The following is a 25804-nucleotide window of genomic DNA, read 5'->3' on the forward strand; positions in this document are numbered from 1 at the left end:
TGCGACGAACCCACCGCCGCCCTCGACGCCCGCGCCGAACACGCCCTCTTCGAACGCATCCGCTCCCACTCCGACGGCCGCACCGTCCTGCTCATTACCCACCGCCTGGCCAGCGTCCGCTACGCCGACCGCATCTACGTCCTCGACCACGGCAAGATCACCGAACAGGGCGACCACGACACCCTCATGACCCTCGACGGCCTCTACGCCGAGCTCTACACCCTCCAAGCCACCGCCTACCGCTGATCAACCCCCTGCCGGTGGCAGCGTTCACGACAGGGCGGCCTGGATGACGGCGCGCGCGATGGTGGTCACGACGTCGGCCCGCGACCCGGGACGCTCCAGCACCACCCCCACCGCCACCTCGGGCAGGTCGGCGGGCGCGAAAGCCGTCACGAGCGCGTCGTCCTGAGCGCCGGGGACGATGTCCGGGGCGGCGATCCGCATGGTCACCTCCCCCTGCGACAGCGCCGCCTTCGTCCCGGAGCCGCCCGACTGCGTCATCATCGCCGCCAGGTGCCCGGCCAGCGTCGGTGACATGACCTTCCGGTAGGGCGACGGATCGGCCCGGCTGATGACCGAGCCGTCCCCCAGCCGCACCTCCGCCACCAGGTACGGCCGCATCAGCACCCCGTCGTTGGCCACGGCCGCCGACAACATGGCGACCATCAGCGGGGTGACCCGGCTGTCGTGGTGCCCGATGGCCGACAGGGCGGTCTGCGGCCGGTCCATGGCCGGCGGATACCGGCTCGCCGTCGTGACCAGCGGGATCGTCAGGTCCGGCGCGTTGAAGCCGAACGCCTCGGCCTGGTCCCGCAGAAGGTCCTGCCCGAGTTGCAGCCCGATGGCGGCGAACGCGGTGTTGCACGAGGCCTGGAACGCGTACGTGAGCGTCGGACGGGCGTTTCCGCAGGTCAGGCCGCCGGCGTTACGCAGGTACGTCGGCGTCCCCGGCAGCCGCAGCCGGGCCGGCGCGTCCACCAGGGCGGTCGGCGTGTACTCCCCGGAGGCCAGCGCGGCGGCCGCGGTGACCAGCTTGAACGTCGACCCGGGCGGATAGAGCCGGTTCAGCGCCCGGTTCAGCAGCGGTTGCGAGGGCGCCTCCCGCAGCCGCCGGGTCACGTCGGCGAGCATGCCGCGGTCGAAGGTGGTCAGGAGGTTCGGGTCGTAGGTCGGGTACGTGGCGAGTGCCAGGATCGCCCCGGTGGCCGGGTCGAGCGCCACCACCGCTCCCGGGATGCCCGTCGTCCTGAGGCTCTGGTAGGCCGCCCGCTGCGCCCGCTCGCTGATCGTCAGCCGCACGTCGGCGCCCCCGGCGGACCGCTCGCGCACCAGCGAGCGCACCCTGACCTTGGCGTCGGCGCCGGACAACACCGCGTCCTGCGCGTGCTCGATGCCGGTGGCGTGCTGCAGCGCCATGTGCCCGGTGACAGCGGCGTACGGCTCGCCCTGCGGGTAGACGCGCCGGTAGAGGTACGGCCCGCCGCCGGCCGGGCGGCTCGTGGCGATGGCCGTGCCGTCGTAGGTGAGGATGTCGCCGCGCGGCCGTTCGAACCTGGCGATCAGCGGCCGTTCGTTGCGGTGGTCGGCGTTGAGCGCCGGCGAGCCGAACGCCTGGACGATCGTGACGTGCGCCAGCAGGGCGAACAACATCGCCGCGCAGAGCACGGCGACACGGCGCAGCGGGATGTCGATCCGCCTCACCCTCGATCCAGCCGCCATGGATCTTGGTCTAACAACCGGCGGGCAAAGGCGGGGCTAGAGGATGCTGCGGTAGAAGGAGATCTTGTTGTGGATGTAGTGCTGACGCTCGGCGAGGTTCGCGATCTGCGCCCGGACCTGGTTGTCGTGCTCCTCCAGCAGCTTGATCCGGTCGGGGATCGTGTGGTTGCCCTCGCGGACGAGCTGGGCGAAGCGCAACATCTTGGCGATGGGCATGCCCGTGTCGCGCAGGCAGCGCAACATGCCGAGCCAGCCGACGTCCTCCTGGCTGAACCTGCGCTGGCCTGCGGCGTTCCTGCCGACCCGCTCCAGCAGGCCGATCTTCTCGTAGTAGCGCAGGGTGTCGATGCTGAAGCCGGTCTCCTCGACCACTTCGGCGGGTGTGTACACGCTCACGGCTACCAGCATCCCACCTGGAGTCCACTCCAGGTCAATGGGACCGGCCTGGAGCACGCCCCGGCTGGAACGGGCCAGGGGGGTTTCGGGCGCGACCGGGTGAGCGAGAGGGCTCACGGCAGGTGAACGCGGCGGCCTGCGGCGGGTGCGCGGCGGCTCACGGCAGGTGAGCGCGGCGGGCTACGGCAGGTGGTCGGCCAGGTAGCGGCGGACCAGTTGCTTGCACTCGGCGATCATCAGCGCGTCCCCGGCGGGGTCGATCCGGAAGGCCAGCTTGAGCACGGCGTCGGTGGCCTCGACCGCCACCAGCAGCGCGCGGTCGAGCCCTGGGCCCACCGGGGCGTGCAGCAGCTCCAGCGTCAGGCCGCGCAGCCGGTCGGCCACCACGGCGTTGTTCTCCTGCGACTCGTCGAGGGCCCGCTTGGAGCCCTCGACGGGACCGCCGCCGGGCCCGGCCAGCACCTCGCCGAAGTCGACCACGGAGAAGCCGGGCGTGCTGCGCTTCATCGCGACGAACTCGTCGATGGCCAGGTCGGCCAGATCGGTCCAGTGCTGGAGGCGGGCCCCGGCGATGCGTTCGGTGACCCGTTCGAGGAACGCGTCGAGGTTGCGCAGCGCCAGCGCGCGGACCAGCCCCTGCTTGTCGTGGAAGAACTGGTAGAACGTGCCGATCGGCACCTCGGCCCGGCGCGCGACCTCCTTCGTGGTCAGCGCTTCGTAGCCGACTTCGTCGAGCAGGCGCGCGCACTCGTCGAGCATCCGCTCCACCCGCTCCACGCTGCGGCGCTGGGCGGGGCGACGGCGCAAGGTACTCGTCATGGTCCCATCCTGGCTTATTACTTGCGGGTTAAGTTGCCGGCGGCGCCCGCTCTGTCCCGTTGTTCGGCAGAAGTGATGAGCCTGGAGCACCGGCCGCCGCGAGCCTTGACGGGAGCGGACGCCCCGGACGGCGCTCCCGGGTCACCGGGGCACCGGTTCCCGCCCCGCACGCGCCAGGAGCGGCTCTGGGGGCCGCGGGCGCGGCCTCAGAACACGGAGACGTGCACGTGGTCGTAGTGGTTGGCCGTGACGCCGCCGCGGTCGGACATCGGGTCCCAGCCGCCGCCTGACCGGATGTCGTAGTAGCGCTGCTTCCAGATGATGTACATGACGCCCAGCCGGGCGCCGTTCCTGATGAGATATTCGGCCAGGGCGTCACCGCGGTCGGCGTCGGCGCCGCCGGCCATGCTGCCGCCGCCGGACATCATGAAGTCGCAGGCGCGGCCCTTGCCGTGTTCGCCGGGGTCGCCGGGGCGCAGGCAGCCCACGCCGTACTTCATCGGGAAGTTCTGCATGATGTCCGCGCGTACCGAGATCATCCGCGGGGTCAGCCCTTCGGCGCCGCCGGGCTGCTGGAAGCCGTACCTGGCGAGCATGCGCTCGATCTCGCGCCGCCTGCCCTGCATGGTCTTGATCTCCTTCTTCAGCTTCTCGATCTTGTCGTTGGCGTTGACCTTCGCGTCTTTGGACTTGTCGATCAGCTTCTGGATGTTGTCGACCCGCTGGGCGCGCTCGGCGGCCATGTAGGACAGGTTGGCCGCCTGGCCCAGCACCTTGTACGGCTCGACGCTCGGCGCGAAGAGCTGCAGGTTGTCGATGGGGCCCAGCATGTAGGTGGTCTGCGCGATGCGGCCCACCTCGCGCTGCGCGGCCTTGAGCTGGGCGTCCAGGTCGCCCGAGGTGTCCGTGGCCTTCTTGGCCTGGATCCTGATCTCTTCCAGGCTCTGGATCTGGCCCCGGTAGAGGTCGTTGAGCTGGGACGCCTGCTTGGTGAGTTTGCGCAGCTCAGCGGGCGAAGGGTCGGCGGCGGCAGGCTGCGGCTCCTGGAGCCCGAGCAGCCCGGTGAGGACGGCGACAAGAACGGCGGCCCGCCAGATTCTCACGTCCGTCCCCTCCCCTCATAGACGGACCGAAACTATAGAAGATGATCTTGATGCCTGTCATGCGAACGACGGAAGTGCCGCACCATTGGCGAAGTTTTTGGCATTTGTACTAAATAAGGAGGACCTAAAAGATTGGGTCTTGTCTAGATCGCTCCAACGGTCTGAGATGGCGATCGAACTCGTCTCTGCGAAGGGGCAGACCGTGTCTCGAACACTCAATGTCGCCACCGCCGTCATCCTCGGCTTAGGCACCTCAATCGTGACCATGACCCCGCCGGCGTCGGCGGCTCCGTTGCCGCCCAGCGACCGCATCGAGCTGTATGAGCTGGAAAGCGCGCCTGGCACCGCGCAAGCGCTCAGGGAGAAGGGCTTCGACGTCGTCCAGCAGGACACCCAGGACGGCAAGGAGCACGTCGAGCTGACCGCCGCCCAGGCGGACCTCGCGGCGCTGAAGAAGCTCGGCCACACACCGGAGCCCGTGCGCAACCCGCAGGGCCAGACCCAGCTGGAGGCCGCCAGGGCGCAGGCGGCGAGCGGCTACACCGTCTACAAGTCCTACTCCGAGCAGGGCGGCATCGCCGACCAGCTCAAGGCCATCGCCGCCGCCAACAAGGACATCGTCAAGCTCCAGTCGATCGGCAAGACGCTGAAGGGCCAGGACATCCTGGCCGCCAAGGTGAGCACGGGCGCCCGGCTGCTGCCCGACGGCCTCAAGCCCGCGACCCTCTTCTCCGCCACCCAGCACGCCCGCGAGTGGATCGCCACCCAGGTGGACCTGCGGCTGCTGAAGCACGTGGTCGCGAACAAGGCCACGCTCAAGGATCTGCTCAACAAGACCGAGCTCTGGTTCGTGCCGGTGGCCAACCCCGACGGGTACGACTTCACCTTCACCGAGGGCAACCGCCTGTGGCGCAAGAACCTGCGCGACAACAACGGCGACGGCCAGATCACCGCCGGCGACGGCGTCGACCCGAACCGGAACTTCCCCACCAACTTCCACTACGACGAGGAAGGCTCGTCGAGCATCCCCAGCAGCGAGACCTACCGCGGCACCGGCCCGGCCAGCGAGCCCGAGACGAAGGCCATGGACGGCCTGCTCCGGCGCGTCCGGTTCGAGATGCAGCTCAACTACCACTCCTACGGCCCGCTGCTGCTCTACCCGATCGGCTTCCAGATCGCCACCGAGACGGCCGACAACCCGATCTACGAGGCGCTGACCGGCAACGACGCCAACCCGGCCATCCCCGGCTTCGACCCCGACCTCGGCGCCGAGCTGTACACCACCAACGGTGACACCAACGACCAGGCGCACGCCCAGTACGGCACCCTGTCGTGGACGCCGGAGCTCAACGAGGGTTGCGACGGCTGCGGGTTCGTCTTCCCCGACGACGAGGCGCTGGTGCAGGCGGAGTTCGAGAAGGGCGTGCCGTTCGCGCTCGACGTGGCCAGGTCCGCGGTCAACCCGGCCGAGCCGGTGAGCCACCTGGGCAACAAGACCCCGGACTTCGATCTCGACCCGTTCGAGGTCAGCCACGGCAAGGACCAGGTCGTCCAGGTCAACGCCAAGCGCAAGCTCGGTCCTGTCTTCCTGAACTACCAGGTCAACGGCGGCCGTACCAAGACCGCCCTGACCGGCGAGTGGAAGGGCGGCGAGCGTTACGGCGCGGGCTACGACCGCTACTACCACCGGCTGCGCGGCAAGATCACCGGCACCAAGGCCGGTGACAAGGTGAAGGTCTGGTTCAGCTCGATCGGCAGGAAGAGCGCCGACTTCACCTACAGCGTGGCGACCGACATCGGCGGCAAGGTGCTGGTCCTGGCCACCGAGGACGTCACCGGCCTCAGCCCCGCGCAGGGCGTGACGGAGGCCAAGTACGCCGACGAGTACGCCACCGCGCTCCAGGCGGCCGGCTACACCTCCGACGTGTACGACATGGACAAGAACGGCCGCAAGGCCCCGCACCCGCTCGGCGTGCTCAGCCACTACAAGGCGGTGGTCTGGGAGACCGGCGACGACATCATCCCGAGGTCGACCGGCCAGGTGGGCGGCACCACGTCCAAGGGCGGCGTGCAGACCGAACTGGCGGTCCGCGACTACCTCAACGAGGGCGGCAAACTGCTGCACGCCGGCAAGTACCCGTCGTTCGCGGCCAACAACAACGGCGCGTACTACTACCAGCCCGACCAGCCGGCACAGCCGGAGTGCACGGTGCCCGACGACCCGCCGTGCATCCCGGTCTTCAACGACTTCCAGCAGTACTGGCTGGGCGCCTACGTCTTCTTCGACGACGCGGGCACCGACCACGAGACCGGGCAGCCGTTCGCGTTGCAGGGCAGCGGCGGCACGTTCGAGGGCCTCGACGCCACGATCGAGCCGGGCCACACCAACTCGTTCGTGGCGACGTCGGCCATCCTGCCTCCGGCGCAGTTCCCGCAGTTCGCCAGCTCGGCCCAGATCAAGTGGGTACGCCCGGGCGGCCCGTTCGACCCGCACACCGGCTCCTGGGACGTCTACAGCGGCATCGCGGACGTCTCCTGGAAGCGGCTGAGCAAGACGATCGACCTGACCGGCAAAACGAGCGGCGACCTGTCGTTCTGGACCTCCTACGACACCGAGAGCGCCTGGGACTTCCTCACCGTGGAGGCCAGGACGGCGGGCGGCGACGACTGGACCACGTTGCCCGACGCCAACGGCCACACCACGCAGGACACCGGCGAGAGCTGCAAGACGGAGAACAGCAGCGGCTGGCGCGTGATCCATCCGTTCACCCAGCGCTACCAGGGCGTCGCCTGCGAGCCGGCCGGCACCTCCGGCGCGTGGCACGCGGCCTCCGGCAACTCGGCCGGCTGGCAGCAGTGGAAGATCGACCTGACCCCGTACGCGGGCAAGCAGGTCGAGCTGTCCATCTCCTACATCAGCGACTGGGCCAGCCAGGGCGCGGGCGTCTTCCTGGACGACTTCGCCGTCACCCTGGACGGCGCGGCGAGCGAGTCGACCTCGTTCGAGTCCGACCTCGGCGGCTGGACCGTCGCGGCGCCTCCCGAGGGCACCTCGCCGTCGATCAACAACTGGTTCCGCACCGACCAGCTCTTCGAGGAGGGCGGCGGCATCGTCACCAAGGACACCGTCTACCTGGGCTTCGGGGTGGAGAGCGTGACCGACGTGGCCACGCGTACGGACCTGGTCAAGAGGTCCCTGCGCCACCTGCTCGGCGGATGACGCTGACGACCTGAGGGGTGCGGCACGCTCGTGCCGCGCCCCTCTTGCGTGCACGGACAGAACATGGTTCGGTCACCTTGAGGCGTACCGCTCGCAAGCAAGCATTCGGTCAAGCAGGAGGCTCACGACATGCGCCAGCACGACACGCTGTTCATCGGGGGCGAATGGGTGGCCCCAGCGGGCACCGGAACCATAGACGTCGTCTCCCCGCACACCGAGGACCTGGTCGGCCGGGTGCCCGACGGCACCGCCGAGGACATGGAGCGCGCGGTCGCCGCCGCCAGGCAGGCGTTCGACCACGGGCCGTGGCCGCGGATGACGTTCGCCGAGCGGGCCGAGGTGATCGGCAGGCTCGCCGCCATCTACAACGAGCGGCAGAGCGAGATGGCCCAGCTCATCACCGAGGAGATGGGCTCGCCGATCACGTTCTCCAACCTCGCGCAGGCGCCTCAGCCGCTCGGCATGCTGCAGTACTACGCCGAGCTGGGCAAGGACTTCCAGCAGGAGGAGCAGCGGCCGGGCCTGTTCGGCCCGATCACGGTGCGGCGCGAGCCCGTCGGCGTCGTGGCGGCCATCGTGCCCTGGAACGTGCCGCAGTTCGTCACGATGACCAAGCTCGCGCCCGCGCTGCTGGCGGGCTGCACGGTCGTGCTCAAGCCGGCGCCCGAGACGCCGCTGGACGCGTACCTGCTGGCCGAGTGGGTGGCCGAGGCCGGCGTGCCGGCGGGCGTGCTCAACATCGTGGCCGCCGGCCGCGAGGTGGGCGAGCACCTGGTCTCCCACCCGGGCGTGGACAAGGTGGCCTTCACCGGCTCCACCGCGGCCGGCCGGCGCATCGCCGCCGTCTGCGGCGAGCAGCTCAAGCGGGTCAGCCTGGAGCTGGGCGGCAAGTCGGCCGCGATCATCCTGGACGACGCCGACCTGCCGGCCAGCATGGGCTTCCTGACCATGGCCTCCCTCATGAACAACGGCCAGGCCTGCGTGGCCCAGACCCGCATCCTGGCCTCGCGCAACCGCTACGACGAGGTCGTCGAGGCCGTCGCCGGCATGGTCAACTCCCAGCCCGTCGGCGACCCCGCCGACCCCGCGACCGGCATCGGCCCGCTGGTGGCCAGGCGCCAGCAGGACCGGGTCGAGGGCTACATCAAGATCGGCATGGAGGAGGGCGCCAAGGTCGTCGTCGGCGGTCTCGACCGCCCCTACGACCGGGGCTGGTACGTCGCGCCCACCGTCTTCTCCGGTGTCACCAACGACATGCGCATCGCCCGCGAGGAGATCTTCGGCCCGGTCCTCACGGTGATCCCGTACGACGACGAGGCCGACGCGGTCCGCATCGCCAACGACAGCGACTACGGCCTGGCCGGCACGGTCTGGACGGCCGACACCGAGCACGGCATGGACGTGGCCCGCCGGGTCCGCACCGGCACCTACGGCGTCAACTGCTACATGCTGGAGTCCAACGCGCCCTTCGGCGGCTTCAAGGCCAGCGGCATCGGCCGCGAGCTGGGCCCGGAGGGCCTGTCCGGCTACCTGGAGTACAAGAGCATCGCCCGGCTGGGCTGAGCCCGCCCGCACAGGGCCCCGCGTGCACCGCGGGGCCCTGCCATGCGGGAATCACCCAGCGCGCCCCCGCGACGCTGGGCGACCGCCTGACTACTGAAGTATGTCCCATGTCCACCGCCAAGGCGGTTTTCTTCCCGAGGGACTTTTCTCCCGGCGGATTCCTTCCTTACGCCCTAGGTAGACGCGTATTACTCAAGAAAAGTTCGAGGAGATCCATTTGCCGATTCTGCGAACCAGGTCGGGGGTCGCGGCCGCCTCCGCGTGACCGTAGCCGGGCTCGATCCAGAGCTCCTTCGGCTCGCGCGCGCCGGCGTAGAGCTGGTGCGCGTGATCCAGGGGGAAGAAGGCGTCGGCGTCGCCGTGCACGATCAGCAGTGGGACCGGCGCGATGAGCGCGGCGGCCTCGTGGGGCGGCAGCGGGATCGGGTCCCACTGCCGCGGGGCGATCCGCGTGTGCTTGGCCAGCCGGGCCGCCCACCGCCCCACCGGCCGCTCGATGGCCCAGTGCACCTGGCGCATCGGCTTGGTGCCCCGGTAGTACCACCGGGCCGGGCCGCTCACCGAGGCGACCGCGTCCACACCGCCGTGCAGCGCCGCGTGCCGGACGGCGACCGCGGCGCCCATGGAGAACCCCACCACCGCGACCTTGGAGTAGCCCACCACGCGGGCGTGCCTGACGGCGGCCGCCACGTCGAGGACCTCCAGGTCGCCCACCGTGGTCTCGCCCCCCGATCGGCCGTGACCGCGGAAGTCGAAGGCGATCACACCGCCGTATCCGCTCAGCACGTGCACGATGCGGCGCGCGGTGCGCTCCCGCCAGGAGCCGGTGAAACCGTGCGCCACCACGATGCCCACGTCCGTCGGGCCCACGTCCGTCGGGCCCACGTCCGTCGGGCCCACGTCCGTCGGGCCCACGTCCGGCCGGGCGGCGTCCGGACGGGCGGCGGGCGTGTGCGCGGCGTCGATGCGGACCCCGTCCTCGGTCCTGAGCATGACAGGAAAGTTGGGCGCGAACGGCATGGATGTCAGTTTATGTTCGGCCGGAATCCATCCCGTGCTCGGCCGCCCACACCGCGATCTGCGCCCGCGAGTCGTGGCCCAGCTTCTCCATGATGTTGGCGATGTGCCGGGCCACCGTGGCCGGGCTGATCACCAGCTCCAGCGCGATGGCCCGGTTGCTCAGCCCGCGGATGAGCAGCGCGGCGATGTCGCGCTCCCGGCCGGTCAGCCCGCTGTGTCGCAACCCCGGCCGCGTGGGCGGCGGCACCGGCGGGGGCGCGAACTCGCTGTCGAGCACCCGCCTGGCCACGTCCTCGGGCGACTGCGCGGCGCCCCTGCTCCACAGGAGCGCCGTCCGGCCCGCACCGAGCTCCATCCTGGCCAGCGTCAGCAACTGCTGGACGGGGGCCGGTGTGCCGAACTGCCCGATGGACTCGCGCAACGTGCTGGCCGCGGAACAGGCCAGCACCGCGCCCTCCAGGTCGTCGCGCGCCTGAGCCAGGGCGGACAGCGCCATGAGGGCCCGCACGATGCCCCGGCGCTGGCCCGTCCGCGTGCTCAGCGCCAGGCTCGCGGCCACGTGCCGGCTCGCGGTCGCGTGGTCGTCCAGCCCGACCGCCACCCAGCCGAGCTGGGCCTGGCAGCGGGCCAGCTCGACGCGGTTGTCCAGGTCGTCGAGGAGCGGCAGCGCGGCGGCGTGGTGGGACATCGCGGCCTCCAGATCGCCCCCGGCCTCGGCCACCGCGGCCAGGTGGGTCAGCGCCCTGGCCTGCGTCCAGTGGTGCCCCGACTCCCTGGCCAGCGCCAGCGCCTCCTCGCCGTGGCGCTGCGCCTGGTCCAGCCGCCCGTGGAAGAGCGCCAGGTTGAGCTGGGCGATGCGGACCGTGGCCAGATTGACCGGATCGTCGTGGGCGCCGGCGGCCGCCTCCAGCTCCTCCAGGTAGCGCAGGGCCTTCTCGCTCTGCCCGGTGCGGAAGAACACGGTCAGCGCGACGCCGTAGGTGATGCCCAGCCAGTGCGTGTAGGGGTGCTTCTTCTGCTCCTCGACGCCCTGCGCGATGAGCTCCTCGGCGCGCGCCAGCTCGTCGCCGAGCTCCAGGCCGTACGCCAGCCCGCCCTTGGCCACCGCGACCAGGTCGTCGGGCACCTTTGACAGGTCGAGCGCGAGCAGTTGCTCAAGCCAGCCGACGCTCTCGCCCAGGTCGCCCCGGACGGCCATGATCGCCAGCGCCGCCCGGGCCAGACGCAGCCCGAGCTCCGGCTCGCACGACCCGGCCGCCCAGTCGACCGCGATCCGGCAGTCGCCGAGCAGGCCGCGGCCCTTGGCGAAGTAGGGGAACCGCTCCTGCCACGGCAACCGCCGTTCGAGCGAGCCCGCCTCGTAGCAGTGCTCCATCTCCTCGCAGATCACCCGCAGGTGCCGGTCGCGCAGGCACGTGGTCTCGCCGGCCTCGGCCAGCCGGTCGGCGGCGAACTGCTTGATCGTCTCCAGCAGGCTGTAGCGGCCGCGCGCGCCGTGCTGCCGCACCAGCGACTTGCAGGCCAGGCCGCTCAGCAGGTCGAGCAGCTCCGCCCGGCGCAGGATGCCGCCGTCGGCGCACACCCGCTCGGCCAGCCAGAGGTCGAACTGCCCCGCGAAGACCGACAACCGGCGCAGCAGCACCCGCTCCTTGGGCAGCAGCAGGTCGTGGCTCCACTCGACGGTGGCCAGGACGGCGCGCTGCCGCAAGGTCGTCGCCCGGTCGCCGGTCGTGAGCGGCCCGAACCGGTCGCCGAGCCGGACGGCGATGCAGCCGGGGCCCAGCAGGTTGGTGCGGGCCGCCGCCAGCTCCAGCGCCAGCGGCAGCCCGTCGAGCGCCCTGCACAGGCGGGCGACGTCGTCCATGCTGGTGGCCACCTCCTGCGCGCCGGCCGCGAGCGCCCGATCGACGAACAGCAACACCGACTCGGCGTCGGGATGATGGTCGTCGGGCAGCTCCAGCGGCGGCACCCGCCAGACCAGCTCGCCCGGGATCCGCAGCGGCTCCCGGCTGGTCAGCAGGAAGCGCAGGCCGGGGCACTCGGCGACGAGCTCGGCCACCAGGTCGGCGCAGTGCTCGACCAGATGCTCGCAGTGGTCGAGCACGATCAGCGTCCTGGCCTCTCGCAGGCGCACCCGCAGGCCGTCGAGGAGCCGCCCGGGGATCTCGTCGCGGACGCCGAGCACCTCGGCCAGCTCGTTGACGACCAGCGCGGGGTCGCCGACGCGGGCCAGCTCGACCAGCCACACCCCGTCGGCGAACAGCGGAACCACGGTGGCCGCCACGCGCAGCGACAGCCGCGTCTTGCCGATGCCGCCGATGCCACTGAGCGTGATCACACGTTGGTCGTGGACCAGCTCGCACAGCTCGGCAACGTCTCTCGACCGCCCGACGAAACGATTGGGCTCGGCGGGGAGGTTGTGCGGAACATGCACGGTCATGTAGGGCCCAGTTTGGTCGCGGGAGGATCACGGCTGGTGCCTATCCTCCACCGCTTCAGGGCCTGATGCGATCACTTTCCGTGCAGAGTTCGCGACTGGTCGGATACGAATGTAGGGCGCTCAGGTCGGCGACGCTCATCACGATCCGTACGCGTGATTCGTCCGCCGCGTCCAATGCGTGGGAAAGATCGGAAATCATCACCCGTGCGCCGCTCGCCACGATGCGCTCCCTAAGTGTCTCGATGTCGAGCTCGACCGGCAGCGGCCAGGCGACGCCGCCCGCGGCGATCACCGCGTCGGTCGACACCAGCAGATCGGGACCGACGGGCAGGCAGATGAGCACGGTGTCACCGGCGCGCACCCCTCTGCGCCGCAACTGCGTGGTCGCGATAGCAGACCTTTCGTCGAGTTGCTCCTCGGTGAGCCTCACGCCCGTGCCCGAATCCACCATGACGATGCGCTCCTCCATGCCAGTCCACAGTAGGGATGGCGTCTCTTGCGTACATGGGGCGGAATATGCAGATCCCTATGCAGACGCGCCCGGCTGCTCGGCCGCCCACACCGCGATCTGCGCCCGAGAGGTGTAGCCGAGCTTCTCCATGATGTTGGCGATGTGCCGCGCGACCGTCGCGGGACTGATCACCAGCTCCTCGGCGATGGCCCGGTTGGACAACCCCCGCGTGAGCAGGCCGGCGATCTCCTGCTCCCTGGCGGTCAGCAGGGAGTGCCTGACGGGCTCGGTCGGCACCGGCTCCTTCGGCGCCAGCCGCTCCCCCGCCAGCACGTGGCGGGCGGCGTCGTCGGGGCTCATCGCCCTGCCCCGCGACCACAACAGGGTGGTACGGCCGTCGCCCAGCTTCGTCCGGGCCCTGCCGAGCAGCTCCTCGATGCGGATCGTGGCCGAATGTTGCCCCATCGACTCGCGCAGCGTGACCGCCGCCGCCGCGGCCAGCACGGCGCCCTCCAGATCGCCCTCGAACTCCGCCAGCACCGACAACCCCACCAGACAGCGGGCCACGCCCTGGCGCTGCCCCGTCGCCCGGCCCAGCGCGAGGCTCTCGGCCAGCCGCTCCCTGGCGGTGGCGAACTCGTGCAGCATCGCCGCCACCCGGCCGATCCTGGCCAGGCAGCGCGCCAGCTCCAGGTCGCCGCCCAGCTCGCGCAGCCACGGGACGGCCATCTCGTACTGGGTCTTGGCCGTCACCAGGTCGCCGCGGGCCTCGGCCACCCCGCCGAGCTGCGCCGCGGCCCTGGCCATGATCCAGCGGTGGCCGTGCTCGCGCGCCCGCGCCAGCGCCTCCTCGCCGTGCCGCTGCGCCTCACGGAGCCGGCCCCTGGTCAGCGCCACCGCCGACAGCCCGGCCAGCCCGGCCGCCTGGTTCCAGGCGTCGTCCGAGCCCCTGGCGAGCGCCAGCCCCTGCTCGGCGTGGTGCACCGCCTCGTCGGCCCGGCCCATCCGCAGCAGCACCACGACCAGCAGGCTGTGCATGACGCAGCGGGTGAAGACGTTGGCGCTCGACAACCCGGCCAGGCTCTCCTCGGCCACCTCCAGTGACCGGCTCAGCTCGTCCCTGGCCTCCAGCCCGTAGGCGAGGTAGGCCTTGACGTGCGCGACCTGCTCGTCGGGCACGTTGGACAGGTCGAACGCGAGCAGCCGCTCGATCCAGCCGACGATCTCCGTCAGGTTGCCGCCGCCGATGGGCAGCAGCCCGGTGCTGGTCGCGCAGAGGCGCATGCCCAGCGGCAGGTTGCCGGACTCGGCGGCCCAGTCGAGCGCGACGCGCTGGTCGTCGACCAGGCTCTTGCTCATGGTCAGGGCCGCCAGCCGCTCGGGCCACGCCACGCCGGGCGACACCATCTCGGTCATGAAGTGACGCTCCTGCAGCTCGCAGAGCACGCTCAGGTGCCGCTCGCGCAGCACCTCGCGCTCGCCGGCCTGTTCGAGGCGCTCGATCGCGTACCGCTTGATCGTTTCGAGCAGCCAGTAGCGTCTGCGTTCCTCGTCGCAGAGCACGAGCGACTTGTCGACCAGGCCGCCGAGCAGGTCGACGATCTCCGACCCGGAGATCGGCCGCTCGGCGCAGACCTGCTCGGCCAGGTCGAGGTCGAAGGGGCCGGCGAAGACCGACAGGCGGCGCAGCAGCACCTGCTCCTTCGCCGACAGCAGGTCGTAGCTCCACTCGACGGCCGCCAGGAGCGTGCGCTGCCGGGCCGGAGCGGTGCGCCCGCCGGTGGTGAGCAGCGAGAACCGGTCGTCGATGCGGTCGGCGATCTGCCCGGGGCTGAGCAGGCTGGTGCGGGCGGCGGCCAGCTCCAGCGCCAGCGGCAGCCCGTCGAGCGCCTGGCACAGGCGCACGATGTCGGGCAGGCTGTCGGGGCCGAGCCGGGTGCCGGCCGCCGCCGCGCGATCCATGAAGAGCTGCACGGACTCGGCGTCGGGGCTGCCCATGTCGGGCAGGTCGAGCGGCGGCACCCGCCAGATCAGCTCGCTGGCGATGCGCAGCGGCTCTCTGCTGGTGGCCAGGATGCTGAGGGTCGGGCAGGTCGCGACCAGCGACGCCGCCACCTCCGCGCACCGGTCGACCAGGTGCTCGCAGTTGTCGAGCAGCAGCAGGCAGCGCAGGTCGCGCAGCCGGGCCGAGACGGTGTCGAGCAGCGGGCGGCTGGCCTCCTCGCGGACGCCGAGCACCCGGGCGATCTCCTGCTCGACGATCTCGGGGCGGCTGGACTTGGCCAGCTCGATCAGCCAGATGCCGTCGGGATAGGCGGTCACCAGCCCGGCGGCCACCCGCAGCGCCAGCCGGGTCTTGCCGATGCCGCCCACTCCGCACAGCGTCACCACGCGGGTCTCACCGAACAACCCGCGCAGGTCGTCGAGGTCTCGCACACGACCCACGAACCGGTTGGGCTCTGCTGGAAGGTTGTGCCGGGAGAGGTCTGGCATGTGTTCACCCTGCGTTGCGGAAGGATCACACTCTCCCACAGTGTCGCACTTTTCAAAGGCCAAGCGAGCTTACGATGGCTCTTTCGTCGACGACCCGCAGGATCGGATCGCCGAGCAGTCGTCTGGCCAGGTCATATGGCGCGACGACGATCGTGGCCCGGCGCTCGGCGGCCAGCACGCGGCAGCCGATCAGACTGGGCTCGTGGGCGATGACGACATGAGCGCCCTTCGTCATCGCTAAATCGATCACCCGCAGGCCCCTGAACGGCTCGCTGACCGCGTTGATCACGACGTCGTCCTTGCCGATCACCAGCCGCGCCGCGAGCCTGCGCAGGTCGGCGGCCAGCTCGTCGTGGTCGAACAGGTGCTCGCCGTCGAGGGTGATCGCGGGACCCGCCAGCGGGCCGAACTCCACGGTCCGGTCGGTGAGCAGCTCGGCGAACGGCTTGGCGCCCGGCGCCGGCTGGAAGGAGAAGACCTGCTCGACCTTCGCCTCCGCCGGATCGTAGTGGCGATGGGTGATCATCATCCGGGCCGTGCCGGAGGAGGCGAGCACCGAGACGCCGCCGGCCCAGGCCACGGCGTGGATCGCGACGGGCAGGGCGGCCCCGAGCGGGACGTCGATGAGGACGTGGTCGCCGTAGCGCAGGCCCTGGCGGCGCAGGCCCGCGGCGGCACGGGTGACGCGCCTGCCGAACGCCCCGTACGTCAGCACCTCGCCGGTCCTGACATCGCTCACCGCCGGCTGATCGCTCCGCCTCGGCGCCGCGGTCATGACCAGCTCCGTCCACGTCATGCCGTCAATCTAAGGATCGAGTCCCATGGTTGCCATGCTCACAAATGTGCAACCGGCTATGTACGTCGGCCTCAGTACGCTGCATCCATGTCCGACTCCCTCGAACGCATCCTCGACGCCGCCTACGCGACGATGCTCGAACAGGGACTGCGCCGGATGACCATGGACGACGTCGCCCGGCGCGCGGGGCTGGCGCGCGTGACCGTCTACCGGCGCTTCGCGCGTAAGGGCGATCTCGTCCAGGCGGTGATCCTGCGGGAGTTACGGCGTTTTCTGCGGGCCTTCGAACAGGCGCTCGCGCCCCTTCCGACCCGCGCGGACCAGGTGGCCGAGGGGTTCGCGATCACGTTGCGGCTGGCACGCGGGCATCCGCTGCTGAGCAGGCTGCTGGCGGCCGAGCCCGGGACCCTCCTGCCGCAGCTCACCCTGGAGGCGGGGCCCTACCTGGCGGTGGCCAGAGATTATCTGACGGACCACGTCGGGGACGCCGAGGCGGCCGAGATGTTCATCCGCATCACGCTGTCGTTCGTCCTCATTCCGGACAGCGCGACGCCGCTCGGCAACGACGCGGATGCCCGCGCTTACGCACGCAGACACCTCGTCCCGCTCCTGCCATCAGAGGGGATCAACTAGACTTAAGGAGTCGCGACTTCGCGCGACCGCCCCCACGACACAGAGCGAGACGTCATCATGCCTTTGAACAGCCGCGACGACCTGCGGAACATCGCGATCATCGCGCACGTGGACCATGGCAAGACCACGCTGGTCGACGCCATGCTCTGGCAGTCCGGGGCATTCCGTGCGAACCAGGATGTCGACGACCGGGTCATGGACTCCAATGACCTTGAGCGCGAGAAGGGCATCACCATTCTCGCCAAGAACACCGCCGTCAAGCACGGCGGCATGACCATCAACATCATCGACACGCCGGGCCACGCCGACTTCGGCGGCGAGGTCGAGCGCGGGTTGTCGATGGTGGACGGGGTCGTGCTCCTGGTGGACGCGTCCGAGGGGCCGCTGCCGCAGACCCGTTTCGTGCTGCGCAAGGCGCTGTCGGCCAAGATGCCGGTCATCCTGTGCATCAACAAGGTCGACCGCCCCGACTCCCGCATCAAGGAGGTCGTGGACGAGGTTTACGAGCTCTTCATGGACCTCGACGCGACCGAGGAGCAGATCGACTTCCCGATCGTCTACGCCTCCGCCAAGGCCGGCCGCGCCTCGATGAACCGCCCCGAGGACGCCGGCATGCCCGACGCCGAGGACCTCGAACCGCTGTTCGACATCATCAAGTCGACCATCCCGGCGCCGTTGTACGACCCGAACGCGCCGCTGCAGGCCCACGTCACCAACCTCGACGCCTCCTCCTACCTCGGCCGTATCGCGCTCTGCCGGATCCACCAGGGCGTCATCCGCAAGGGCCAGCAGGTGGCCTGGTGCCGCACCGACGGATCGATCGCACGCGTCAAGATCACCGAGCTGCTGATGACCGAGGCCCTGGAGCGCAAGCCGGCCGAGGAGGCGGGCCCCGGCGACATCATCGCCATCGCCGGCATTCCCGAGATCATGATCGGCGAGACGCTGGCCGACCCCGAGGACCCGCGCCCGCTGCCGCTGATCACGGTGGACGAGCCGGCCATCTCCATGACCATCGGCACCAACACCTCGCCCCTCGTGGGCAAGGCCAAGGGCTCCAGGGTCACCGCCCGCATGGTGAAGGACCGCCTGGAGAAGGAGCTCGTCGGCAACGTGTCGCTGCGCGTGCTGCCCACCGACCGGCCCGACTCCTGGGAGGTCCAGGGCCGTGGCGAGCTGGCGCTGGCCATCCTGGTCGAGCAGATGCGCCGCGAGGGCTTCGAGCTGACCGTCGGCAAGCCGCAGGTGGTCACCAAGCTCGTCGACGGCAAGGTCCACGAGCCGGTCGAGCGGCTGACGGTTGACTGCCCGGAGGAATACCTCGGCGCGATCACCCAGCTCCTGGCCGTCCGCAAGGGCCGCATGGAGCACATGACCAACCACGGCACCGGCTGGATCCGGATGGAGTTCGTGGTTCCGGCGCGTGGCCTGATCGGCTTCCGCACCGAGTTCCTCACCGAGACGCGGGGCACCGGCCTGGTGCACCACGTGTTCGAATCCTACGAGCCCTGGTTCGGCGAGTTGCGGACCCGCAACAACGGCTCCCTGGTGGCCGACCGGTCCGGCCCTGTGACCCCGTTCGCGATGCTCAACCTGCAGGAGCGCGGCACGCTGTTCGTCGCGCCGACCACCGAGGTCTACGAAGGCATGATCGTCGGCGAGAACTCCCGCTCCGACGACATGGACGTGAACATCACCAAGGAGAAGAAGCTCACCAACATGCGCTCCTCCACCAGTGAGGAGACCGAGAAGGTGATCCCGCCGCGCAACCTGTCGCTGGAGCAGGCCCTGGAGTTCATCCGCGAGGACGAGTGCGTGGAGATCACTCCGGAGGCGGTGCGCATCCGCAAGGTCGTGCTCGACGCCTCCGTTCGCGGCCGCGCGACGGCCCGCGCCAAGCGCGCCTGACCGAAGCTTTCCATCAGCCGCGTTTCGCTCGCTTTTTGCGACCGAAACGCGGCTTCGGTGTAAGCAAGGCGAGTAAGCGGCCCGGCTTCGCCACGTGCGATGCCTGCGTGCTCCCGTGTCCTGCCGTAAAGAAAAGTTGTCATGGGAGTAGCTGTAATCACACCGTGACCCCACGACATAGAACAAACGGGCATGCCGGAGAATCATCCAATTTGTGGGAAAGCTCCGGATAGCAATCGCGTTCGGGCTGGCTCTGGTGTCGTTGGGGGCGATCGTTTGGTGCACCGTCGCAGCCAGACCGGTGGCCGGGCCCGCGCCGTCCACGGGCGCCGCGGCACCCAACCCGTGGGTGGAGGCCGCCACCCGCGCCGATGACACGGTGCGCTGGGCCCGCAGGACCAGCACCACCGTCATGATCAACAGAGCCGGCGCCGCCGACCTCGACCCGGTGCCGGATGGGCGGATCGACCCGCGCCAGCGCCAGGTCAAGGTGACCACCGTCCACCGGCTCACGATGGCCCCCAAGGACCCGCTCATCGAGGCGTTGCGCCACGGCGGCGGCTTTCCCGGCACCCTCCAGCAGGTCACGGACGCCGTGTTCGGCGCGGTGAAGGTGGGCGGGCCCGGCCTGGCGCCCACGACGCGCCTGGCGCCCGTCATCACCTCCGACCCCGGCGGCACCACGGCCGGTTTCACGCTGACGCTGCTGCGGCAGGTCAAGACGGACGAGCTGCTCAAACTCGACTTCAACGCGCCCAACACCTCGCCGGTGATCATCGGCAGGCGGTTGATGGCGGTGCTGCCCGGCGAGTGGCGGGTGTTGCGGCTGGAAGGCATCACGCCGGCGGTGGAGCTGGAGGAGCGGCTGGAGTTCTCCATCGGCGCCTATCCGGTCAGCATGACGCTCGCGCCGGACTCCTTCGGCTTCCCCGACGTGGTCGTGGAGGACGACTTCTCCTGGGCCACCGCGCTCGGCGTGCTCACCGCCATCGCGCTGATCCTCTATCTGATGCGCTCGCTCGGGCGAGGGTGGTGGGCGCGGCCGCCCAACAGGGAGCTGGTCGTCGGGCTCGTGCTGGCCGCGCCCACACTGCTGATCCCGCTGTTCGCCGAGGACTGGTCGGCGGTGGCGTACGTCGTCCTCTTCGTCGCGGTGCCCCTGCTCGCGTTGCGGCACGCCGGGCGGGTGCTGCCCACCAGCCCGCCGTGGAACACCCGCGACCTGATCGTCGTCACCGGCCTGGGCGTGCTGGTCGGACTCGGCATGCTGACCTGGTCGTGGTTGCACGGGCAACTGTCCGGCCACGCCCTGATCGCGGGCGGGGCGGTGGCGGCCGTCGCGGCGGCGGGCTCGGCGGTGGCCTTCAGCGTGGACCTCGGGGTCAGGCCGGTGATCGTGCGGCTGGCCGTGTTGTCGGCCGAGGCCGCGATCGGGCTGCTGGCGCTGGCGCTGTGGCTGCGGGCGCTGCTGGGCGGGGTGTACCCGCCCGACAGCATCCGGCTGGTGCTCGGCCTGGGCTGGGCCATGATCCCCATAGCCGCCGTGGCCGTGGCGACCAAGCAGTGGACCCGCGGCGCGGTGACGGTGGCCGTCCTGGTGAGCCTGCTGGTGCAGGGCTGGCCGACCGAGTGGCTGGACTCCGGGTCGTGGAGCCTGGCGGTGGCGCAGCCGGTGCCGAAGATCGGCAGCCTCACCCTCGACCCGATCGTCCGCGGCGTGCTCGGGCTGCTCCTGCTGGGGTTCGTGATGCTGGTGCTGCGGTTGCGGCGGCTCGGCGGGCATCTCGGCGCGATCGAGACCCCGGTCGCGGAGTCGACGATGATCACCGTGCTGATGGTGCTCTACATCACGCCGGGCGGCAGCACGACGCTGGCCGACATCGACGTGCCGCTGCCGCTGCTGGCGATCACCTCCATCGTCGCCTGGGCCACCGCCCGCTGGCTCCTCACGGGGCCGCCCACGGCGATCGTCGAGCCCGCCACCCGCGAGGAGCACCGGCAGCTCATCAGGGCGGCCCTGCACAGACGCCTGCTGCTCATCTCCGAGCAGGAGCTCTACAGCATGGGGCGCGGCCGGATCGGCGCGGGAGACATGTCGATGGCCGACTTCGACCAGCGGCGGCACGCCTTGGAGGCCGCGCTGCACGAGCACGGGCGGCAGCCGGAGATCGCCTTCGCCACGGCCGCCGGCTGCACGCCCTGGCACAACGGAGTGCGCGCCTTCACCATCAGCCTGCTGCTGAGCCTGCCGTTCGCGATCGTGTACGGCCTGCCCGACGGCGTGGACCTGACCAGCTTCATCTTCGACGCGCGCTACCTGTTCACGCTGCCCGCCTTCGGCTTCCTGTTCGGCTACTTCTATCCGCGGGTGCGCGGCACCCAGCCGATGACCAAGGCCCTGCACCTGGCGGCGGCCGCACTGCTGACCGAGTTATCCGGATATTTGTCGACTTTGGCCGAGCCCGACATCGGGGCGCTGGACAAGGCGCAGGTGGTGGGGATCGTGGTGGGGCAGGTCACCATGGTGTGCCTGGGGCTCGGGCTGTTCTGGGAGTGGCGCATCATGCACGTGGCCGGCGAGCCCTGGGCCAGGGTGCGCAACCTGCGCAGCGTGCGCAGCCTGGCGGCGCCCGCGCTGGCGCTGGTGCTGGCGGCGGGCACGACGGCGGCGACGTCGGCGGCCGGGCAGACGGTGGACCGCATCCTCAAGGGCGACCAGGTCACCAGCGCCCCCCGCTGATCGAGCTCTCAGCGGCGCACGCCACGGGCGCGGCCCCCAGCGGGTGCGGGCCGTCGCCGGGGCTGCGGCGGATCGGCTCTCAGCGGCGGGGCAGCTCGCTGCCTCGTACGTGCGCGCTCAGCCACTCCACCAGCGGCCCGAAGGCGCGCCACGTCTCGGCCACCCGCTCCCGCACCTCCTCCGTGTAGACCCAGGGCTCCGGCTCGAACCGCATCCCCCCGTACAGCGATTTGTGCCGCAGCAGCTCGATGCGCGGATGCTCCTCGCCGAACCCTCGCGGCCGGGTCTTGAGCCGCTCCCCCTGGATCGTGTAACCGCCCGCCACCAGCGCATCGGTGATCGCCACCAGCGGCTTGCCCGTCAGGTCCTCGTCGACGGCGGCCCGGTAGCGGGCCACCTGGTCGGCCGCCTGCGAATAGATGCCGCCCGCGGTGCGCAGCCCGGTGGCGCTGATCTCGACGTAGAGCCCGATCCCGGGCTGCCGCTCCACGAAGGCGCCCTGATGCGTCTTGTAGGGCGTCTTGTCCTTGGCGAACCGCACGTCCCGATAGGGCCGGAAAAGCTGGGCGGACCCGAACTCCCCGGCCAGCTCACCGGTGAGCGCGAGCATGGGCGCGCGCACGGCATCCTCGTAGAGCTGTTTGTGCCGGGTGAAGTAGGTCTTTGAATTGTCCGCCTCCAGCCCCTCGTAGAAGAGGAACGCCTCGTCGGAGAAACCGGTGAAACCCATGCTGACAAGGGTGCCACGCGGCGACGGCAGCCTCGCGCTCACCGCTCGGTGTAGGTCCGTCCGGGCGCGGGCGTCCTGCCGTACAGCTCGGAGACCGTGACGAACGTGTAGCCCTTCTTCCCGAGCGTGTCGAGCATCGAGGGCACGGCCTCCACGGTGGTGGGGTGGATGTCGTGCAGCAGGACGATCGATCCGGGTTTGGCCTCGCCGGCCCGCTTGGCCACGACCTTGGCCACCCGGTCCCGCCAGTCGAAGGTGTCGACGTTCCACAGGATCTGGGCGAGCCCCTCGCGGCGCGCCTCCGCCGCGACGCGCTGGTTCGTCGACCCGTACGGCGGCCGCATCACCCGCATCCGCACCCCGGTCAGCTTCCGCACGATCTCGTCGGTGTGCTGGAGCTCGTGTTTGAGCTCCTCGCGCGAGACCCCGGCCAGCGCCGGATGGCTCCAGGAGTGGTTGCCGATCTCGTGACCTTCGCCCACGATGCGGCGTACGGTGTGCCCGTCCTTGTCGGCGGCCACCATCTGCCCGATGACGAAGAAGGTGGCCCTGACCTCACGCCGCTGCAGCAGATCGAGCAGCCGGCCGGTGTGCTCCCCTGGGCCGTCGTCGAAGGTCAGCGCCACGCACTTGAGCCGGGCACAGTCGAACTTGCGGCTGCGCGGCCAGCCCGCCTGCATCGACACGAGCCGTTTGGCCAGGGTGACCGGGTCGACGACCTCCGGGCTGGCGGGCACGACCGGCCCCATGGCCTGATGATGGCGTGGCACCGACTGGGTGACGCAACCCACCAGAGCGAGCAGGGCCAGCGGCAAGCCCCATATGCGCATGGTTCCCCCCGAAACGCCGCATGCGGGGGCCTACGGATAATCCTGAGCCGGTCTCCCCCGCAGTTCCCTGGCCAGGTCGTCCCACCAGAGTGGGATATCCGCCTGCAGTTCCTGGTAGCGGCGCGCCACGCGCATGGCACATCCGACCGGATCCGTACCCAGATGCCGACGTTTAACCGGTCCTTCCTGCCAGCGGTAAAAACCATCTCTATAGCGCACGACCAGCCCTATCCACACCGAGATGGTCGCGTCGTCGCCGACCTCGTACGCGCTCGTGACGCCCAGCCCGTGCAGCTCCGCCTGGAGCTTCTCCGTCGCGCCTCGGGCCTCACTCACCCGGCACCCCCTGCCGACGTTCCAGCCGTCCACCAGGGATGTACCCAACCACGGGAATCAGCGGTCCAAGCCATGGAGTAATCATGAAACTCCACCGGGTGATCCGGAGGGAGTTCGCGGTTATTGGTCAGGGCTCTCGCGCGGCTCGGCGACCACCATGATGAGGCGCAACTCCTCCTCGCCCGCGTTGGCGTAGCGGTGCGGCCGGTCGGCGGTGAACAGGACGGCGTCGTCCTTGCCGATCAGATGGCTCTTGCCGTGCACGGAGAGCGTCAGCTCGCCGGCGAGCACCGTCAGCATCTCGCGGGTGCCCGGCGGGTGCGCGTCGCCGTCGTGGTGCTCGCCGGGGGCCAGCCGCCAGTCCCACAGCTCCAGGATCATCGGGCTGTCCGCGCCGACCAGCAGCCGCGCCTGCACGTCCCCCTGCTGGAAGGTGACCGCGTCGGCCTTGCTGACCACCCGGACCGTCGGCACGTCGGCCACCTCGACCAGCCGTGCCACGGTGACGCCCAGGGCGGAGGCGATCCTGGTGAGCGTGGAGACGCTCGGGTTGGTCCGGCCCTGCTCCACCTGGACCAGCATGCCCCTGCTCACGCCCGACCTGGTCGCGAGCGCGTCCAGCGTCAGCCCGCGATGCGCCCGCTGGGCCCGGACGTTGCCGGCGATGGCCTGCGTGATCATCTCGGGATTTTCCATAGGAGTGCAGTCTAGTGAAAGGAATGTGCAGTGAAATGTACTCTATGCGTTGTACCAAGAGTGCAATCTGTTGAACTGGAGGACGCGGTGACGGTGTTCCTGGCGACCGCCTGCGCGGTGGTGTACGGCACGGCCGACTTCTTCGGCGGCCTGGCCACCCGGCGTGCGCAGGTGCTGTCGGTCGTCGTGTTGTCGCAGATCGCCGGCCTGGCGCTGATCCTCGTGCTGCTGCCCCTGCTGCCGGGCTCGTTCAGCTCCGGGGCGCTGCTCTGGGGTCTGGCGGCCGGTCTGTCGGGCGCCGCCGGGCTGGTGCTGTTCTACCGCGCGCTCGCCATGGGCGTCATGTCGGTGGTCGCTCCGACGACCGCGGTCACCTCGGCGGCGCTGCCCGTGCTGTTCGGGCTGGCGAGTGGCGAGCGGCCCGCGTTCTGGGCGCTGGTGGGCGTGCTGCTCGCCCTGGGCTCGGTGCTGCTGGTCAGCCAGGACCGGTCCGGCGACGGCCGCGGCTCGCTCACCTCGATGGCGGCCGCGCTCGCCGCCGGGGCCGGGTTCGGCGGCTTCTTCATCCTGCTCTCCATGGCGCCGCACGAGACAGGGTTGTGGCCGCTCGTCGGCGCCCGCATGTCCTCGATCACCGCGGTGCTCCTGCTGGCCCTGATCACGCGGCGGGCGCTGCGCCCCGGTGCGGGCGCGCTGCCCATCATCCTGGCGGCGGGCGTGCTCGACATGGCGGCCAACGTGCTCTATCTGCTCGCCCAGCAGGGCGGGCTGCTCAGCCTGGTCGCGGTGCTGGTCTCGCTCTATCCGGCGAGCACGCTGCTGCTGGCCAGAAAGGTGCTCGGCGAGCGGCTGCGGGCTCTCCAGATCGCCGGTGTGGCCTGCGCGCTCGGAGCGGTGGCCCTGATAGCCGTTGCGCAGCCTGGCTAGCGCTTGCTACGTTTCGGCCGTGCGCCCTGAGCGGGCACGTTCCGATGGTGAGTCACTGAAGCACGTCGCGGTGCTGTACGACTCGGAGGATGCCTTCCTCGGCATGGCCCTGCCGCGCGTGCGATCCGCCCTGGACGACGACCGAGGGGTGCTGGTCATCACCTGCGCGCCCAAGCTCGCCCTGCTCTCCGAGGCCCTGGGGCAGGACGCCGAGCGCGTCGACAGGCACGTCTCCACCACCTGGTACGAGCATCCGTACCGCACCCTGGCCGCCTACCACGACTACGCGCGCGGCCGGCGCACGCTGGTCATCGCCGAGCCCGTCTGGGAGGGCAGGAGCGAGCGCGAGGTCAGGGAGTTCATCCGCTACGAGTCCATGATCAACGCCGCGTTCCGCGCCGTGCCCACCACGATGTTGTGCCTCTACGACGTGCGCGACGTCCCCGGCTTCGTGCTCGACTTCGGCCCGGTGAACCACCCGGTGCTGCTGAGCGCGGACGGCGAGACGGCCAGCGGCCGCTTCGTCGAGCCCCACGAGCTGGTGCTGAACGGCGACCGCGCGCCGCTGCCCGCGCCCGGCGACGACGCCGAGACGATCAGGTTCACCGCGCGCGAGCTGAAAAGGTTACGCCAGGGCGTCGGCGACTATGCCAGGGCGGCGGGCATGGACCGCAGCCTGATCACCTCGCTGGTGCTCAGCGTCTCCGAGATAGCGGCGAACAGCGTGGAGCACGGCGCCGGATACGGCACGATCACGATGTGGGTGAGCGACGGGGAGCTCGTCTGCGAGATCGCCGACCCCGGGGGCGCCCTGGACGACCCTTTACCCGGCTACATACCACCCGAGCCCGAGTCCCCCCGGGGCTACGGGCTCTGGATCAGCAGGCAGCTCTGCGACCTCGTGGAGCTGCGCACGGACGACGGCGTGTTACGCGTCCGCCTCCATCTCACGATGGGAACCTGAGGAGGGAACCTGAGGAC

At 70.4% G+C, this 25804-nt stretch carries 20 protein-coding genes and 1 pseudogene; 8 read left to right on the forward strand and 13 right to left on the reverse strand.

The features are described from left to right. Positions 1-246, forward strand: a pseudogene (locus tag ACWD0F_RS27980) (ABC transporter ATP-binding protein); the annotation flags it as partial. Positions 247-270: 24 nt separating this feature from the next. Here the strand turns inward: ACWD0F_RS27980 and ACWD0F_RS27985 are convergent. The 4 genes from ACWD0F_RS27985 to ACWD0F_RS28000 form a co-directional block, all read right to left on the reverse strand. Further along, the gene (locus ACWD0F_RS27985) at positions 271-1704 is read right to left on the reverse strand and encodes a penicillin-binding transpeptidase domain-containing protein (RefSeq protein ID WP_449880396.1); all 1434 of its coding nucleotides are present in this window, start codon (positions 1702-1704) and stop codon (positions 271-273) included. A 54-nt stretch (positions 1705-1758) separates the two neighbouring features. Next, positions 1759-2118, reverse strand: a complete 360-nt coding sequence (locus ACWD0F_RS27990) for a MerR family transcriptional regulator (RefSeq protein ID WP_449880398.1) — start codon at positions 2116-2118, stop codon at positions 1759-1761. Between the two features lie 180 nt (positions 2119-2298). After that, positions 2299-2937, reverse strand: a complete 639-nt coding sequence (locus ACWD0F_RS27995) for a TetR family transcriptional regulator (protein ID WP_449880400.1) — start codon at positions 2935-2937, stop codon at positions 2299-2301. A 206-nt stretch (positions 2938-3143) separates the two neighbouring features. Continuing rightward, positions 3144-4040 (reverse strand): coiled-coil domain-containing protein, encoded by an 897-nt coding sequence (locus ACWD0F_RS28000; protein ID WP_449880402.1) that lies wholly within the window; start codon positions 4038-4040, stop codon positions 3144-3146. A gap of 202 nt (positions 4041-4242) precedes the next feature. Between ACWD0F_RS28000 and ACWD0F_RS28005 the strand changes: the two genes are divergently transcribed. Further along, complete coding sequence (locus ACWD0F_RS28005) at positions 4243-7260, forward strand: M14 family zinc carboxypeptidase (protein WP_449880404.1); 3018 nt, start codon at positions 4243-4245, stop codon at positions 7258-7260. Positions 7261-7389: 129 nt separating this feature from the next. After that, positions 7390-8823 carry an aldehyde dehydrogenase gene (locus tag ACWD0F_RS28010; RefSeq protein WP_449880406.1) on the forward strand — a complete coding sequence of 478 codons (1434 nt, stop codon included), beginning with the start codon at positions 7390-7392 and terminating at the stop codon, positions 8821-8823. A 192-nt stretch (positions 8824-9015) separates the two neighbouring features. Here the strand turns inward: ACWD0F_RS28010 and ACWD0F_RS28015 are convergent, their stop codons facing one another. The 5 genes from ACWD0F_RS28015 to ACWD0F_RS28035 are packed head-to-tail and all read right to left on the reverse strand — an operon-like array spanning position 9016 to position 16023. Continuing rightward, positions 9016-9843 carry an alpha/beta hydrolase gene (locus ACWD0F_RS28015; protein WP_449880408.1) on the reverse strand — a complete coding sequence of 276 codons (828 nt, stop codon included), beginning with the start codon at positions 9841-9843 and terminating at the stop codon, positions 9016-9018. Positions 9844-9853: 10 nt separating this feature from the next. Next, positions 9854-12283, reverse strand: a complete 2430-nt coding sequence (locus ACWD0F_RS28020) for a LuxR C-terminal-related transcriptional regulator (protein WP_449880410.1) — start codon at positions 12281-12283, stop codon at positions 9854-9856. A 55-nt stretch (positions 12284-12338) separates the two neighbouring features. Beyond that, on the reverse strand, positions 12339-12752 hold the full coding sequence (locus ACWD0F_RS28025) for an AMP-binding protein (protein WP_449880412.1): 414 nt from the start codon (positions 12750-12752) through the stop codon (positions 12339-12341). A gap of 57 nt (positions 12753-12809) precedes the next feature. Beyond that, on the reverse strand, positions 12810-15227 hold the full coding sequence (locus ACWD0F_RS28030) for a LuxR C-terminal-related transcriptional regulator (protein WP_449880415.1): 2418 nt from the start codon (positions 15225-15227) through the stop codon (positions 12810-12812). A gap of 52 nt (positions 15228-15279) precedes the next feature. After that, the gene (locus tag ACWD0F_RS28035) at positions 15280-16023 is read right to left on the reverse strand and encodes an AMP-binding protein (protein ID WP_449880417.1); all 744 of its coding nucleotides are present in this window, start codon (positions 16021-16023) and stop codon (positions 15280-15282) included. Between the two features lie 87 nt (positions 16024-16110). Between ACWD0F_RS28035 and ACWD0F_RS28040 the strand changes: the two genes are divergently transcribed. The 3 genes from ACWD0F_RS28040 to ACWD0F_RS28050 all read left to right on the forward strand — a co-directional run bounded on the left by ACWD0F_RS28040 (position 16111) and on the right by ACWD0F_RS28050 (position 21304). Further along, positions 16111-16656 carry a TetR/AcrR family transcriptional regulator gene (locus tag ACWD0F_RS28040; RefSeq protein ID WP_449880419.1) on the forward strand — a complete coding sequence of 182 codons (546 nt, stop codon included), beginning with the start codon at positions 16111-16113 and terminating at the stop codon, positions 16654-16656. Between the two features lie 57 nt (positions 16657-16713). Then, positions 16714-18564: a translational GTPase TypA gene (typA, locus tag ACWD0F_RS28045; RefSeq protein ID WP_449880421.1), complete on the forward strand. Its 1851-nt coding sequence runs from the start codon at positions 16714-16716 to the stop codon at positions 18562-18564. A gap of 214 nt (positions 18565-18778) precedes the next feature. Further along, on the forward strand, positions 18779-21304 hold the full coding sequence (locus tag ACWD0F_RS28050) for a hypothetical protein (protein ID WP_449880424.1): 2526 nt from the start codon (positions 18779-18781) through the stop codon (positions 21302-21304). A 79-nt stretch (positions 21305-21383) separates the two neighbouring features. On the opposite strand, the gene ACWD0F_RS28055 is transcribed toward ACWD0F_RS28050, so the two are convergent. The 4 genes from ACWD0F_RS28055 to ACWD0F_RS28070 form a co-directional block, all read right to left on the reverse strand. Then, entirely contained in the window at positions 21384-22034 is a 651-nt protein-coding gene (locus tag ACWD0F_RS28055) for a DUF2461 domain-containing protein (RefSeq protein WP_449880426.1), read from the reverse strand. 38 nt (positions 22035-22072) lie between these two features. Beyond that, entirely contained in the window at positions 22073-22864 is a 792-nt protein-coding gene (locus ACWD0F_RS28060; RefSeq protein ID WP_449880428.1) for a polysaccharide deacetylase family protein, read from the reverse strand. A 30-nt stretch (positions 22865-22894) separates the two neighbouring features. After that, complete coding sequence (locus ACWD0F_RS28065) at positions 22895-23200, reverse strand: hypothetical protein (protein ID WP_449880430.1); 306 nt, start codon at positions 23198-23200, stop codon at positions 22895-22897. Positions 23201-23320: 120 nt separating this feature from the next. Continuing rightward, a complete protein-coding gene (locus tag ACWD0F_RS28070) occupies positions 23321-23896 on the reverse strand; it encodes a helix-turn-helix domain-containing protein (RefSeq protein WP_449880432.1) in 576 nt (191 codons plus the stop codon). 60 nt (positions 23897-23956) lie between these two features. On the opposite strand from ACWD0F_RS28070, the gene ACWD0F_RS28075 reads away from it, so the two are divergent. Further along, complete coding sequence (locus ACWD0F_RS28075; RefSeq protein WP_449880434.1) at positions 23957-24823, forward strand: EamA family transporter; 867 nt, start codon at positions 23957-23959, stop codon at positions 24821-24823. Positions 24824-24842: 19 nt separating this feature from the next. Further along, positions 24843-25787 (forward strand): anti-sigma factor RsbA family regulatory protein, encoded by a 945-nt coding sequence (locus ACWD0F_RS28080; RefSeq protein ID WP_449880436.1) that lies wholly within the window; start codon positions 24843-24845, stop codon positions 25785-25787. The last annotated feature ends 17 nt before the right edge of the window (positions 25788-25804 follow it).

Source organism: Nonomuraea sp. NPDC002799 (assembly GCF_053592075.1).